Here is a 13,760-nt window from a genome sequence, read left to right on the forward strand (position 1 = left end):
CGCGGACACGGCGGGCCGGAGTTGTCCACAGGCCCCGTGAGAATCCGCGAACAGCGCGATACTGAGGTGCCAGCGGGCGGCCGGAGAAAGGCCGCCCGGGACACCGCCGGACGCGCGCACCGCACGCCCGGCGCACGGGGAGCTGCGGGGGCCAGGGACAGTGGAGAACAGGGTGCGGGTCGTCATCGCCGAGGACTCGGTGCTTCTCAGGGAAGGGCTGACTCGGCTGCTCACCGACCGCGGGCATGAGGTCGTCGCCGGTGTGGGGGACGGGGAAGCTCTGGTCAAGACCATCACGGAGTTGGCGGAGCGCGGTGAGCTGCCGGATGCCGTCGTCGCGGACGTACGGATGCCACCCACGCACACGGACGAGGGCGTCAGAGCCGCGGTCCAGCTGCGCAAGGCGTACCCCGACCTGGGGATGCTGGTGCTGTCGCAGTACGTCGAGGAGCAGTACGCCACCGAACTGTTGGCCGATTCCAGTCGGGGCGTCGGCTATCTGCTCAAGGACCGGGTCGCGGAGGTGCGCGAGTTCGTGGACGCCGTGGTGCGGGTGGCCCAGGGGGGCACCGTCCTCGATCCGGAGGTGGTCGCGCAGCTGCTCGGGCGCAGCAGGAAGCAGCGCGTGCTGAGCGCCCTCACTCCGCGGGAGCGCGAGGTCCTGGGGCTGATGGCCGAGGGGCGCACCAACGCGGCGATCGCCCGGCAGCTCGTGGTGAGCGACGGAGCCGTGGAGAAGCATGTCAGCAACATCTTCACGAAGCTCGGCCTGTCACCGAGTGGTGGGGACCACCGGCGTGTTCTCGCCGTTCTGACCTACCTCAAGTCCTGATCCACTGACACTGTGTCAGGAAGCGGTGTCATCGTGCACGGACCGGGCGTGCCGCCGGGCCCGCGCCGCAGGCCGGCCGCGGCGCCGGCGTGGCCTCACCCGTCCGGAGCACGGGAACCGGCACACGTCCGGACCACCAGAACCGAAGGATGAGCACAGAGCGTCTTCGAAACCAGCGTCGGGGGGCGAGTAAATCATGACAACTCAGGGCGCCGGACCATCTCACCATGTGGTCCACCCTGCGCACGACCCAGGGAAGGCGACCCTTACCGACGTAGGGTTGATCCTGGGAAGGCCGGCGCGACGGCCGCTCCCGGTCAGCCCCCTTGAGGGAGGTCCAGTTCAGTGACCAGCCAGGTCAGCAGTCCAGCGGAGCAAGCAGACGAAGCCCTCGTAGCAGAACAGCGCAAACCGGCGAGCGCGAAGGATGTACGCAAGCTCGATCGGGTCATCATCCGGTTCGCGGGGGACTCCGGTGACGGCATGCAGCTCACCGGTGACCGTTTCACATCGGAGACAGCCTCCTTCGGGAACGACCTGTCCACGCTGCCGAACTTCCCCGCCGAGATCCGCGCCCCCGCAGGCACCCTGCCGGGCGTCTCCTCTTTCCAGTTGCACTTCGCCGATCACGACATCCTCACCCCGGGGGACGCGCCGAACGTGCTGGTGGCGATGAACCCGGCCGCGCTGAAGGCGAACATCGGCGACCTGCCGCGCGGCGCGGAGCTCATCGTCAACACCGACGAGTTCACCAAGCGCGCCATGCAGAAGGTGGGCTACGACGCCAGCCCCCTGGACGACGGGTCGCTCGACGGCTACCACGTGCATCCCGTGCCGCTGACCACGCTCACCGTCGAGGCGCTGAAGGCGTTCGAGCTCAGCCGCAAGGAGGCCGAGCGCAGCAAGAACATGTTCGCTCTCGGCCTGCTGAGCTGGATGTACCACCGGCCGACCGAAGGCACCGAGGCGTTCCTGAAGTCGAAGTTCGCCAAGAAGCCGGACATCGCGGCCGCCAACATCGCGGCCTTCCGCGCCGGGTGGAACTTCGGCGAGACGACGGAGGACTTCGCGGTCTCCTACGAGGTCGCGCCGGCGGCCGCGGCGTTCCCCACGGGCACCTACCGGAACATCTCAGGGAACCTCGCCCTGGCGTACGGGCTGATCGCCGCCTCCCGGCAGGCGGATCTGCCGCTGTTCCTCGGTTCCTACCCGATCACTCCGGCCTCGGACATCCTGCACGAGTTGTCCCGGCACAAGAACTTCGGGGTGCGGACCTTCCAGGCGGAGGACGAGATCGCGGGTATCGGCGCGGCGCTGGGCGCGGCCTTCGGCGGCTCGCTCGCCGTGACCACGACGTCGGGACCCGGCGTGGCCCTCAAGAGCGAGACCGTGGGGCTCGCGGTCTCCCTGGAGCTGCCGCTGCTGGTCGTGGACATCCAGCGCGGCGGACCGTCGACGGGCCTGCCGACCAAGACCGAGCAGGCCGACCTCCTGCAGGCGATGTTCGGCCGCAACGGCGAGGCGCCGGTCCCGGTCGTCGCCCCGCGCACCCCGGCCGACTGCTTCGACGCGGCCATGGAGGCGGCACGGATCGCGCTCACCTACCGCACGCCCGTCTTCCTCCTGTCGGACGGCTATCTGGCCAACGGCTCAGAGCCCTGGCGGATCCCCGAGCCGGACGAGCTGCCGGACCTGAGCGTGCAGTTCGCGCAGGGCCCGAACCACACCCTGGACGACGGGACCGAGGTGTTCTGGCCGTACAAGCGTGACGTGCACACCCTCGCCCGGCCGTGGGCGATCCCCGGCACCCCGGGGCTCGAGCACCGCATCGGCGGCATCGAGAAGCAGGACGGCACGGGCAACATCTCCTACGACCCGGGCAACCACGACTTCATGGTGCGCACGCGCCAGGCGAAGATCGACAAGATCGCGGTGCCCGACATCGAGGTGGACGACCCGGACAGCGCGCGGACCCTCGTCCTCGGCTGGGGCTCCACCTACGGACCGATCACCGCGGCGGTACGGCGGCTGCGCAGGTCCGGGGAGTCGATCGCGCAGGCCCACCTGCGCCACCTCAACCCCTTCCCCCGCAATCTCGGCTCGGTTCTGGAGCGCTACGACACGGTGGTGATCCCCGAGATGAACCTGGGTCAGCTCGCCACGCTCGTCCGGGCGAAGTACCTGGTCGACGCCCGCTCGTACAACCAGGTGAACGGCATGCCGTTCAAGGCCGAACAGCTCGCCACGGCTCTCAAGGAGGCCATCGATGGCTGAGACGTCCAGGGAAGGCACGGGCACGATCGAGGCGCTCAGCCTCGTCCCCAAGGCCGTGGCCAGGCAGTCCATGAAGGACTTCAAGTCCGATCAGGAAGTGCGCTGGTGCCCCGGCTGCGGTGACTACGCGGTCCTCGCCGCGGTCCAGGGATTCATGCCGGAGCTGGGCCTGGCCAGGGAGAACATCGTCTTCGTCTCGGGCATCGGCTGCTCGTCCCGCTTCCCGTACTACATGAACACCTTCGGCATGCACTCGATCCACGGTCGTGCGCCCGCGATCGCGACGGGCCTGGCCGTGTCGCGCCGCGACCTGTCCGTGTGGGTGGTCACGGGCGACGGCGACGCGCTGTCCATCGGCGGCAACCACCTCATCCACGCGCTGCGTCGCAACGTCAACCTGAAGATCCTGCTGTTCAACAACCGGATCTACGGCCTGACCAAGGGCCAGTACAGTCCGACCTCCGAGGTCGGCAAGATCACCAAGTCGACGCCGATGGGCTCGCTGGACGCGCCCTTCAACCCGGTGTCGCTGGCGATCGGCGCCGAGGCGTCGTTCGTGGCGCGCACCGTCGACTCCGACCGCAAGCACCTGACCGAGGTGCTGCGCCAGGCCGCCGCCCATCGGGGCACGGCGCTCGTGGAGATCTACCAGAACTGCAACATCTTCAACGACGGTGCCTTCGACGCCCTCAAGGACAGGCAGACCGCCGAGGAGGCGGTGATCCACCTGGAGCAGGGACAGCCGATCCGGTTCGGGCCGCAGGGCTCGCGCGGTGTCGTGCGGGACGCCCGCACCGGTGACCTGAAGGTCGTCACCGTCACCCCGGACAACGAGGGGGACGTTCTCGTCCATGACGCGGGGGCGGCGTCCCCCACCACCGCGTTCGCCCTGTCCCGGCTGGCCGACCCGGACACCCTGCACCACACGCCGGTCGGCGTCTTCCGCTCGGTCGAACGGCCCGTGTACGACACCCAGATGGCCGACCAGCTCGACACGGCCGTCGAGCAGAACGGCAAGGGCGACCTGGCCGCGCTGCTGGCCGGCGGTGACACCTGGACCGTCGTCGGCTAGGACGGCCGCAGGCACCGCGGCGAAGAGCGCGCGGATCACGAGGAGGCCCGGGACGTCTGCGCCCGGGCCTCCTCGCGCACCCGGCGGGCCCCAGGGCTCACCGTTTCCCCCGCCTGTCATGACCGTATGGCGATACGGGCATGACAGGCGGGGGTGCCCGGCGCTACCTTCTGCCTACGAGAGGGAGGTGGCCCATGGCCGAGAAGCCGACGAGCGAACGGCGGACAGGTCTTCTGAACGGCTTCGCGGCGTACGGGATGTGGGGGCTCGTCCCCCTCTTCTGGCCCCTGCTGAAGCCCGCCGGAGCGATCGAGATCCTCGCCCACCGGATGGTCTGGTCCCTGGTCGGGGTGGGCATCGTCCTGCTGGTGATGCGCCGCTGGGCCTGGGCCGGCGCGCTGCTGCGGCAGCCGCGCAAACTGGGGCTGATCACGATCGCCGCGGCGGTCATCACGGTCAACTGGGGCGTCTACATCTGGGCCGTGAACAGCGGCCACGTCGTGGAGGCCTCGCTCGGCTACTTCATCAACCCGCTCGTCACCATCGCCATGGGCGTCCTGCTGCTCAAGGAACGGCTGCGGCCCACGCAGTGGATGGCGGTCGCGACCGGCTTCGCCGCCGTCGTCGTCCTGACCGTCGGCTACGGCCGGCCGCCCTGGATCTCGCTGTGCCTCGCCTTCTCCTTCGCCACCTACGGCCTGGTGAAGAAGAAGGTCAACCTGGGCGGCATCGAGTCGCTGGCCGCGGAGACCGCCGTGCAGTTCGTCCCCGCCCTGGCCTATCTGGCGTGGCTCACGGTCCACGGCGGCGCGACGTTCACGGACCACGGTCCCGGACACGCGGCGCTGCTCGCCGCGACCGGTGTCGTCACCGCGCTCCCCCTCGTCTGCTTCGGGGCCGCCGCGATCCGTGTGCCGCTGTCGACGCTCGGACTGCTCCAGTACCTGGCCCCGGTGTTCCAGTTCGGACTGGGCATCCTCTACTTCCACGAGGCGATGCCCGTGGAGCGTTGGGCGGGGTTCGCGCTGGTGTGGCTGGCGTTGGCGCTGCTCACGGCGGACGCCCTGCGCACGGCCCGCCGGGCCGCCGCCGCGCTCAGGAACGCGGTGGCCGCGCCCGGCACACCCGTCGGCACGGTCGTCGCGGCCGGCGCGGACGCCGCGAACGTGCCGTGCGGCCCCGAGGACGCGGCAGCGGGGTCGGGCCGGCCGGTGGACGCATAGCCCTGAGCCGGTGCAGGCTGGGGTCGGGGCCCTTCACGGCTTCCGTCCCCTCAAGCCCCCCTCAAGCCCCCTCACGACCCCAAGACCCCTTCACGCCCCGGCGTTCCGGTCCCGCGATCAGTGGGCGCGGGCTCGTTCGGCGAGGCGGCCCATGCGGCCGCGGGCCTTCTCCAACTGCTCCAGGTCCTGCGCCGCGGGGCCCTCGCCGGCGGCGAGCTCGCTCCACAGCGCGATGAGGTCACCGCCCAACTCCAACCCCTGGATCGGGTCGCGGACGGCGCGCCAGGCGGCTGCCGCGCTCTGCACGTTGCCGTACGCGCCGCGCGGGTCGCGCAGTCGGTGGCGGAGCCGTGCGAGGTCCAGTGACAGCTGGAAGGAGCGCAGCGGGTCCTGGGCCAGATAGGCGACGTACGCGGTGAGTTCGCGCAGATGCAGCGCATCGGGATGGTCGTCACCGAGGGACGCCGAGGCTTCGGCGGACGTCTGCGCGGCCAGACCCGCCGCCTCCTCGATGCGGCCCTGCCGAACGGCGGCGCTGATGCGGGCCATGGACCCGGCGTACGGTCCCCCCGCGGCGCCCGGGGACTCCGCCCCGGGATCGGGCGCGAGGACGGCTTCCGCCACGGAGTCGAACTCCCGCACGGGCGGCTCCTTGACCTCCTCCTCTTCCTCGCCGCCGCGCGCGACGTCGAGGAAGGACACGTGGCGGGGGGCGGGAGCGGGTGCGGGGGCCGGCTGGGCGTCGCTCGGTCGGGGGCCGAGGCCGTGTGCCGAGCCGAACTCGGTTTCCGCCTCGGGCACGGGGTCGGGGCCGAAGTCGGGCCTGAGCGTCTTCGGCTCGTCCGGCCCGGTCTCGGGCGCCCGCCACACGGGAGCCGGTGCGGGCTGGGCGGCCGGACCGGTCGGCGGCGGCGGCCCGAAGACGCCGGTCGGCGGCGAGACCGTGCCCGTGGGGGCGGTGCCGTGCTCCGGCAGGGGCCGCGCCGGCCCGGAGGGCGCGCTGGTGAACGGGTTCTGCTCGGGGGCGGGCCGCGACACGAAGGGGGAGGGAGCCGGACCGCGATCCGCGGGCGTCGGCTCCTGCTGGTGCGGCACGCGACTGGCCGCCGCGGGAGTGGGCGGCCCGGGGGCGGCCTGCGCGGGGGCGGGCCGCTGCTCCCCGAGGGCGCGCAGGACGTGCGTCGGCCTGTCGAGCTCCGGAGCGTGCCCGGGGCCGGTGGTGGGCGGCGCGGCCTCCGACGGGTGCGGGACGGGCGCCCCGGTCCCCGGCACCGGGGCGGGCGTGGCCGTCGCGGGCGGGTCGAGCCGCGTGGGTTCTCCCGCGAACTCGCTCGACCCGTCCACCCGGACCCGGATCGGCACCACGAAGCCGATCCGCTCGTCATGGACCGTCGCGAGGACAGGGCGCCCGGCGGCCGTCGCGACACGGTGGAGGTGGTTCAGCACGGCTTCCTGGAGGGCCTCCCCCGCCCCGGCGACCACCGGCACCCCGTCCACGGTCGCCCCCGGGCCGAAGGCGCCGGCCGGGCCGCCGGGCACCACCGGCACACGGACCTCGATCGGCGTCGCTCCGGCCTCCGCGGCGCCCGTGGGGGCGGCCTGCGCGGGGTCGGGCCCGCGCCGGTGTTCGCGGCTGAGTCGAGACATCGTTCCCTCACTCGGGTCGGTCGGTCGAGGACGCGTCGCCCCGAGGCCCTGTCCCCGGCCCGCCGTCGCGGCTGGTGGGCTGCGCCCTCGACGAGGGGCACCGACAGCCCAGCGTACGCGTGCCGGCCCGTGGGCGGCTGCCACCGACGGCCGGTCGGGCCCCACGGCCCCGTCCCGGGGCGGGCCACGCGGTCACCGCGGGCGTCACTGGACTTCTGCCCCGTCCCGCCGCAAGATCCTTACGGGTGTACGGCGTTGAGCGGCCCGGCACCCGACCGGTGTCGAGGGCCGACGGCCGACCGAGGAGGGTGGCGATGCGAGGGATCGCGCAGAACGGACCTGCCGGGCCCGGCATCTGGGTGCGCGGGCCGGTGGACGGGACGCCCGTGCCGCGGCCGGGGACCGGGGCCGCGCGGCTCACCGCCGTGCCCAGGCGGTTCGCCTGGGTCGCCACCCACGGTGGTGCCGGCACCACGACGCTGGCCACCGTCTTCGGCGGGCACGACGCCGGACGCGGCTGGCCCCGGCCCGACCTCGGGGAACCCTCCTCGGTCCTGCTGGTGGGCAGGACGCACGCGGCGGGGCTCGACGCGATCGCGTACACCCTGGACATCTTCCGACGCGGCGACGCGCCGCCCGGGCTGGACCTCGACGCGGTCGTGCTGGTCGCCGACGCGCCGGGCCGGCTGCCACGGCAGCTGGCGCAGCGCGCAAAGGCGTTCGACGCGGTGATCGACGTCCACCGGGTGCCGTGGGTGCCCGCCTGGCGCACCGGTGACCTGGGCGGCCCTCCCCCACGCGACTGCGCGGAGCTCGCCCGGCTGACGAGCCCGTTTCCCGGCCCGAAGGAGTTCCCGCGATGATGCGGTGGACCGTCCACGGCGAACGCCCCCTCCACGACGACCCCTGGGTCCGGCTCCGCTCCCTGGACGTCGAGCAGCCGGACGGCGCGCGGGTCGACTACACCGTGGTCAGACTGCGGGACGTCGCGGTGACGGCCGCCGTCGACGGCGAGCGGCGGGGATGATGTGGCGCCACCGGTTCGTCACGGACAGCTGGGCCTGGGAACTGCCCATGGGGCAGGTCGAGGACGGCGAAGAGGCGGCGCGGGCGGCCTCGCGGGAACTGGAGGAGGAGACGGGCTGGCGTCCGGGCACGCTGCGGGAGCTGGTGTACTCGGAGCCGGCGGCCGGTGTCACCGACGCCCGCCACTTCGTGTTCCGTACGGACGACGCCCGACGGATCGGGCCGCCGACCGAACGCAACGAGTCGGACCGCGTGGAGTGGAGGGCGCTCTCCCGGCTCGCCGGCATGATCGCCCGGCGGGAGATCGTCAGCGGCGCGACGCTGGCCGGCGTGATGGCGATGCTGCTCGATCTCGGCTCCGGCACGACCTGAACCGCGCGCGGGGCACAGGCAGCGGCGCGGACCGCGCCCCGCCCTACGAGGTGACGTCCTTCGTCGTGAAGCGTGCCCAGGCCGCCGTGCCGAAGACCGCGGCGTACAGGGCCTGGAGGCCGAGGTCACGGGTGAGGTCGTGCCAGTAGCGAGGGCGCCGACGTGCGGGAGCACGGAGCGCGTGGCGCGGGGCATCGGCTGCCCGAGGACCCGGGCCGTGCCGGAGGTGGGCTCGATCAGGCCCATCAGCATGCGGATGGTGGTGGTCTTGCCGGAGCCGTTCGGCCCCAGGAAGCCGAAGACGCTGCCCGCCGGGACGGTCAGGTCGAGTCCGTCCACGGCGAGCTGACCGCCGCGATAGCGCTTGGTGAGGCCCCGGGTGGCGATGACCGGAGCCCCCGGCTCCGGTCGCGGCCCTGCCCCGACGGCGGCCGATGCGGCCGTCCCGGCCGTCGCCCGTGCTCCCGCTCGCGCGGCGGACGGCTCCTCCATGGCTCTCCCGCCCGTCCCGTCCGCGGGGCTACCTCCCCGCGTTCGCCGCCTTCAGCAGCGCGTCCTTGGTGACGGCGCCGGCGTACACCTTGCCGTCGTCCGTCATCAGGGCGTTGATCAGGCGGGTGGAGTAGACGGTGCCCTTGCCGAACCTGCCGGAGACGTGGTCGCCCAGGGAGTCCAGGAATCCGGCCGCGGCGCCCTTGTCGGCCTCCGCGCCCGACGGCATCCCGCCCTTGGCCCCGGTGTCGAGGACGACGATCGAGTTCCAGCCCTCGCCGATGGTCCGGTGACCGGCCTTCGCCCCGGCCCCGGCCCCGCCGAACAGGTCGGTGCCCTTCGCGGACGGGTCCTTGCCCGGCCCTTTGGGCTCCATGTGCCGCTCGGCTGCCTTCTGGTCGTCGCCCTGGGTGACCTTCGTGCCCTTGGGCGGGGTGAAGTCGAACGTCGACGCGGCGGGCTTGGCGAACGAGACCTCGGTGAAGCCGGCGTCCACCACGGCCGCGCCGCCCGCCGCCGGAGTCAGCGTGAACTTCAGCGGTGTCCAGGTCTTCGCGTCCACCGCGATGCTGATCGCGCCGACCGTCGTGCCCGACTGCTTCGGCCTGATCAGCAGCTTGTACGCGTCCCGGCCCGCGACGTGGGCCGTGCCGTCGACCGTGACGGACGTCGTCGAGCCCGCGGCCTTCAGGGCCTGCTCGGCGAAGTCCTTCGGCGTCACCGGCATGTCCCGGGGCGCCGCCTTCCCGCCCTGGTGCGCGTCGGCCCCGGTCGAGTGGTAGGCCTGGTTCGAGGCGCTGTCGTACGCCCACACGTCGCCGCCGTTGCGGATGACGCTGTACTCGGCCGCCTTCTCCAGGAGCGACAGCTTCTGCTTGTCCTGGCCGTCCGCGGCGACGCGGAGGGTGTGGGTGCCGGAGGCCAGCGCGAGCAGCCTGGAGCTCGGGTCGGCGGCCGAGCCGTCCTTGCCGCCCGCCCCCTGGGACAGCGCGCCCGAGGCGAAGGTGTCCTGCAGGCCGCCGAGGTCCGGCAGGCCGAGGTCCGTGCTGATCTTCACCGTGCCGGACACCTGCTGGACGTCGGACTCGGCGACCTTCTGGATGAGCTGCTGGGCACTGATCCTGGGCAGGTCCGGGTCGCCGGACCCCGCGAAGGCCGGGACGAGACCGATCGTCGCCGCGGCCACTCCCACCACGGCCACCGGGACGGCGTACCGCGTGGCCTTGCGCCGCCCGTCGCGCACGCCCTCGGCCGTCCCTGCCGGTGTGCTCTCGTCGGATTCGTAGGGTGCCATGTGTGCCTTACCTCCGTCGTCGGCGGCGGCCTTCTGTCCGTGCACTCGTCCACCCCCGCGCCGCCATTGTCGCCCAGACTCCTGTGAGGTGGTGTCTCCCATCTGACCAAAACGACGGGCGGGAATCGTCAGACCGCGGGCCCAACTCCGCGTAATCCTGGGGTATGACACGGCGGCCCGCTCCCCTCAGGGGGCGCTCCGCCCGGACCTCCGGGGATCCGGGACGGGGGCGTCAGCCCGCCCGGTGCACCACGGCGTCGCACAGCTGGGTCAGGGCGGTCTTCGCGCCGCATTCACGCAGCGGCGCCAGGGCCGCGCGGGCGTCCTCCGCGTACCGGACGGTGTCGCGGCGCGCCTGCTCCAGGGCCGGGTGGGCGCGCAGCCGCGTGAGGGCCTCCGCGTGCCGGCCGTCGTCGGTGAGGTCCGAGTTCAGGAGGTCGACCAGGGCGATGTCCTCCGGCAGCCCCAGGCGCTCGGCGCGTTCGCGCAGGCGCAGGACCGGGAGGGTGGGGATGCCTTCGCGCAGGTCCGTGCCGGGGGTCTTCCCCGACTCGTGCGAGTCGGACGCGATGTCCAGGACGTCGTCGGCCAGTTGGAAGGCCACGCCGAGCCGCTCGCCGTACTGCGTCAGGACGTCCACGACCGTCTCGTCGGCGCCCGACATCATCGCCCCGAAGCGGCAGGCCACGGCAACCAGCGAACCGGTCTTGCCGGCGAGTACGTCGAGGTAGTGGTCCACCGGGTCGCGGCCGTCCCGCGGTCCCGCCGTCTCCAGGATCTGTCCGGTGACCAGCCGTTCGAACGCCTCCGCCTGGATGCGGACCGCCTCCGGGCCGAGGTCGGCCAGGATGTGGGACGCCCGGGCGAACAGGAAGTCGCCGGTGAGGACCGCCACCGAGTTGCCCCAGCGGGTGTTCGCGCTGTCGACGCTGCGCCGCACGTCGGCCTCGTCCATCACGTCGTCGTGGTAGAGCGTGGCGAGGTGGGTCAGCTCCACGACCACCGCCGAGGGCACGACGCCCGGCGCGTACCGGTCGCCGAACTGCGCCGCGAGCATCACCAGCAGGGGCCTGAACCGCTTCCCGCCCGCGCGCAGGAGGTGCTGGGCGGCCTCCGTGATGAAGGGGACCTCGCTCTTGGTGGCGTCGAGCAACCCCTCCTCGACAGCGACCAATCCGGCCTGGACATCGGCTTCCAGAGCCTGGTCCCGCACGCTCAGCCCGAACGGCCCGACGACGGTCACGTGGGGTCTCCTGTCTGCTGACGTCTGCTGACGATCACACGGTCGGTCTCAAGGACGGTCACTTGGGTGAGGGCCACGTCTGTCGCCGCGACTCGTCGAGTTGTCGATCTGTCGTCGCCTTCACTCAAGTCAGCGTATCCGGTCAGGTTTCGATCACCGCGAGCGCCCACAGTTCCAGGCCGGGCGGTATCGGATCACGAACGGTATGTTCTTGATCGGGTGATACGAACACACATTCATCTACATAGCCGATAAGCGCCACCCTTGCGCAGACGGTGCCGCGGATTCACGCCAATCCGGGTACCCCGCCGAGCCCGTCGCAGAGCTCGACGTCGCACGCTCGCGCCTTTTGCCCCTTTATCGCACTCAATGTCCGATCTAGGAATCGCGCTCCAGTCGCCCACCCCTGCTGACGCAGTGGCACCTTTTGGGTTAAATGTCCGCTTCGCCCGATAATCCACCCCGCCTTCACGTCATCCCGCGAGCGCACCCGGCGCGTGAAATGGGTCACTACCCCATGATCACGGGCATTGCGGACGCACCGTCAACACGTCCTTCGCGAACGGCACGTTGCCGCTTCCGCGCACAGTGGATCAATCGCCCTATTCCTGCAGGTGAGGATCAATCCCCTCAGTGCGCGATTTCGACCCTTGTTCCCGACATGTGCTGTCGCATACCTTCCATGGACCCGAGCGGAACGCCGAATCCTGCCACCGCTCAAGGACCCTTCGACCCCACCACGGCAGGAGCGGGGGACCCAGGTAAGTCGCCGAGCCGGACACCGTCCGGAACGGCTAGGGGTGAAGCCGCGACCTCGACCCCGAGGAAGCGGCCGGGCACCTCCCCGCCCGAACCCGACAGCTCACCTCGCAGGCGACGGAGAGGAATCCACCGTGTCCGCTTTCGCATTGCCCGCACGCCGCCGGGACCACAGCTCCAAGGCCGCCCGCGTCGCCCGCGCCCTCGCTGTCGCGGGAGCGGGAGCCGCCGTCATCGCCCTCCCTGTCATGGGAGCCACCGGCGCCTCCGCCGCCACCCCGGCCTCGTCCACGACCACCAAGGCCGCCGGTGCCACCTACCGCGCCGGCACCCTCGACAGCTGGATACGCCAGTCGCTCGCCATCATGGCGCAGCACGGGATCCCCGGCTCCTACAACGGCATCTACCGCAACGTGATGCGCGAGTCGTCGGGCAACCCGAACGCCATCAACCTCTGGGACTCGAACGCCAAGAAGGGCATCCCCTCCAAGGGGCTCCTCCAGGTCATCGACCCGACCTTCCGCACGTACCACGTGCCGGGCACGGCCTTCGACCCGTACGACCCGGTCGCGAACATCACCGCGGCCTGCAACTACGCCGCCCACCGCTACGGCTCGATCGACAACGTCAACAGCGCCTACTGAGGCCTGGCAACGGAGTCGCGGGCAAACAAACGTTCGAGGACGACGGCGATGCCGTCGTCCTCGTTCGACGTGGTGATCTCGTCGGCGACCGCCTTGAGTTCGGGGTGCGCGTTCGCCATGGCGACACCGCGAGCCGCCCACTGGAACATGGGGATGTCGTTGGGCATGTCCCCGAAGGCGAGGGTCCGCGACCGCCGCAGGCCCAGGAACTCGGCGGCCAGCGCCAACCCCGTCGCCTTGGTGATGCCGCAGGGCTGGAGCTCGACGGTGCCGGGCCCCGACATCGTGACGGTCGCGAGCGACCCGACCGCTCCCCGGGCCACCGTGGCCAGCTCGTCGTCGGTCAGGGTGTGATGGCGCAGCAGCACCTTGCTGATGGGCTCGCACCACAGGTCGTCGCGCCGCTCCACCCGCACCGCCGGCAGGAACGGGTGCGGCATCAGATAGCCCGGTTCGATCAGGGTGAGCCCGTCCACCCCGTCCTGGTCGACGGCGGCGTACACCTGGCCCACCTCGGCCTCGATCTTGCCGAGGGCGGTCTCGGCCAGGTCCCGGTCCAGGGTGACCGAGAACAGCAGCCGGTCCGCGCCCGCGTCGTACACCTGCGCGCCCTGACCGCACACCGCGAGCCCTCTGCCCCCGAGGTCCTCCAGCAGCGGCCTGACCCTCGGCGCCGGGCGCCCCGTCACCACGAGGTGGTGGGCACCCGCCGCAGCGACCCGCGCCAGAGCGGCCCTCGACCGGTCGGAGAGCGTGTCGTCACCCCGCAGCAGAGTGCCGTCCAGGTCCGTGGCGATGAGTTCGTATGCGAGGGGTGCGGCCATCATGATCAGAGAATACGGATGGAAACGCGCCGACGTTCCGGCCCGGACCGAAAGCCTC

At 71.9% G+C, this 13,760-nt stretch carries 10 protein-coding genes, 3 pseudogenes and 1 riboswitch; of the genes and pseudogenes, 7 read left to right on the forward strand and 6 right to left on the reverse strand.

All coding sequences use genetic code 11. The features are described 5' to 3' along the window. Positions 1–172: 172 nt before the first annotated feature. The 4 genes from AB0C59_RS01195 to rarD all read left to right on the forward strand — a co-directional run bounded on the left by AB0C59_RS01195 (position 173) and on the right by rarD (position 5,401). On the forward strand, positions 173–832 hold the full coding sequence (locus AB0C59_RS01195) for a response regulator transcription factor (RefSeq protein WP_363000024.1): 660 nt from the start codon (positions 173–175) through the stop codon (positions 830–832). Between the two features lie 345 nt (positions 833–1,177). Continuing rightward, complete coding sequence (locus AB0C59_RS01200; protein WP_363000025.1) at positions 1,178–3,106, forward strand: 2-oxoacid:acceptor oxidoreductase subunit alpha; 1,929 nt, start codon at positions 1,178–1,180, stop codon at positions 3,104–3,106. Next, positions 3,099–4,178 (forward strand): 2-oxoacid:ferredoxin oxidoreductase subunit beta, encoded by a 1,080-nt coding sequence (locus tag AB0C59_RS01205; protein ID WP_363000026.1) that lies wholly within the window; start codon positions 3,099–3,101, stop codon positions 4,176–4,178. The genes AB0C59_RS01200 and AB0C59_RS01205 overlap by 8 nt, the downstream gene beginning before the upstream one ends. A 194-nt stretch (positions 4,179–4,372) precedes the next feature. Then, positions 4,373–5,401 (forward strand): EamA family transporter RarD, encoded by a 1,029-nt coding sequence (rarD, locus tag AB0C59_RS01210; RefSeq protein WP_363000027.1) that lies wholly within the window; start codon positions 4,373–4,375, stop codon positions 5,399–5,401. Positions 5,402–5,518: 117 nt separating this feature from the next. On the opposite strand, the gene AB0C59_RS01215 is transcribed toward rarD, so the two are convergent. Then, positions 5,519–7,048, reverse strand: a complete 1,530-nt coding sequence (locus AB0C59_RS01215; RefSeq protein WP_363000028.1) for a hypothetical protein — start codon at positions 7,046–7,048, stop codon at positions 5,519–5,521. A gap of 314 nt (positions 7,049–7,362) precedes the next feature. Here AB0C59_RS01215 and AB0C59_RS01220 point away from each other — a divergent pair, with 314 nt between their 5' ends. Beyond that, positions 7,363–7,911, forward strand: coding sequence for a DUF6668 family protein (locus AB0C59_RS01220; RefSeq protein WP_363000029.1), 549 nt, complete (start codon positions 7,363–7,365; stop codon positions 7,909–7,911). Then, positions 7,911–8,446: pseudogene (locus AB0C59_RS01225) on the forward strand (NUDIX hydrolase). Before AB0C59_RS01220 ends, AB0C59_RS01225 begins: the two are co-directional and overlap by 1 nt. A gap of 43 nt (positions 8,447–8,489) precedes the next feature. On the opposite strand, the pseudogene AB0C59_RS01230 reads toward AB0C59_RS01225, so the two are convergent. From AB0C59_RS01230 to AB0C59_RS01245, 4 genes and pseudogenes are all read right to left on the reverse strand, one after another. Further along, a pseudogene (locus AB0C59_RS01230) lies at positions 8,490–8,606 on the reverse strand (ABC transporter permease); the annotation flags it as partial. Continuing rightward, a pseudogene (locus AB0C59_RS01235) lies at positions 8,597–8,938 on the reverse strand (ATP-binding cassette domain-containing protein); the annotation flags it as partial. The pseudogenes AB0C59_RS01235 and AB0C59_RS01230, both read right to left, overlap by 10 nt. Before the next feature lie 28 nt (positions 8,939–8,966). Continuing rightward, entirely contained in the window at positions 8,967–10,232 is a 1,266-nt protein-coding gene (locus AB0C59_RS01240; RefSeq protein ID WP_363000030.1) for a DUF2092 domain-containing protein, read from the reverse strand. Positions 10,233–10,464: 232 nt separating this feature from the next. Beyond that, complete coding sequence (locus AB0C59_RS01245) at positions 10,465–11,475, reverse strand: polyprenyl synthetase family protein (protein ID WP_363000031.1); 1,011 nt, start codon at positions 11,473–11,475, stop codon at positions 10,465–10,467. A 688-nt stretch (positions 11,476–12,163) separates the two neighbouring features. After that, positions 12,164–12,364, forward strand: a riboswitch (cyclic di-AMP (ydaO/yuaA leader). A 19-nt stretch (positions 12,365–12,383) separates the two neighbouring features. On the opposite strand from AB0C59_RS01245, the gene AB0C59_RS01250 reads away from it, so the two are divergent. Then, positions 12,384–12,878: a transglycosylase SLT domain-containing protein gene (locus AB0C59_RS01250; protein ID WP_363000149.1), complete on the forward strand. Its 495-nt coding sequence runs from the start codon at positions 12,384–12,386 to the stop codon at positions 12,876–12,878. On the opposite strand, the gene AB0C59_RS01255 is transcribed toward AB0C59_RS01250, so the two are convergent. After that, positions 12,872–13,702: an HAD family hydrolase gene (locus AB0C59_RS01255; RefSeq protein WP_363000150.1), complete on the reverse strand. Its 831-nt coding sequence runs from the start codon at positions 13,700–13,702 to the stop codon at positions 12,872–12,874. The two genes, AB0C59_RS01250 and AB0C59_RS01255, sit on opposite strands and share 7 nt — an antisense overlap. Positions 13,703–13,760: the final 58 nt, after the last annotated feature.

Source organism: Streptomyces sp. NPDC048664, from assembly GCF_040650555.1.
Lineage (GTDB): Bacteria > Actinomycetota > Actinomycetes > Streptomycetales > Streptomycetaceae > Streptomyces.

Bases quoted from the DNA above. Each gene is read 5' to 3' on its own strand.
- AB0C59_RS01205 (WP_363000026.1), top strand. From the start codon at position 3,099: ATGGCTGAGACGTCCAGGGAAGGCACGGGCACGATCGAGGCGCTCAGC.
- rarD (WP_363000027.1), top strand. From the start codon at position 4,373: ATGGCCGAGAAGCCGACGAGCGAACGGCGGACAGGTCTTCTGAACGGC.
- AB0C59_RS01215 (WP_363000028.1), bottom strand. From the start codon at position 7,048: ATGTCTCGACTCAGCCGCGAACACCGGCGCGGGCCCGACCCCGCGCAG.
- AB0C59_RS01220 (WP_363000029.1), top strand. From the start codon at position 7,363: ATGCGAGGGATCGCGCAGAACGGACCTGCCGGGCCCGGCATCTGGGTG.
- AB0C59_RS01240 (WP_363000030.1), bottom strand. From the start codon at position 10,232: ATGGCACCCTACGAATCCGACGAGAGCACACCGGCAGGGACGGCCGAG.
- AB0C59_RS01255 (WP_363000150.1), bottom strand. From the start codon at position 13,702: ATGGCCGCACCCCTCGCATACGAACTCATCGCCACGGACCTGGACGGC.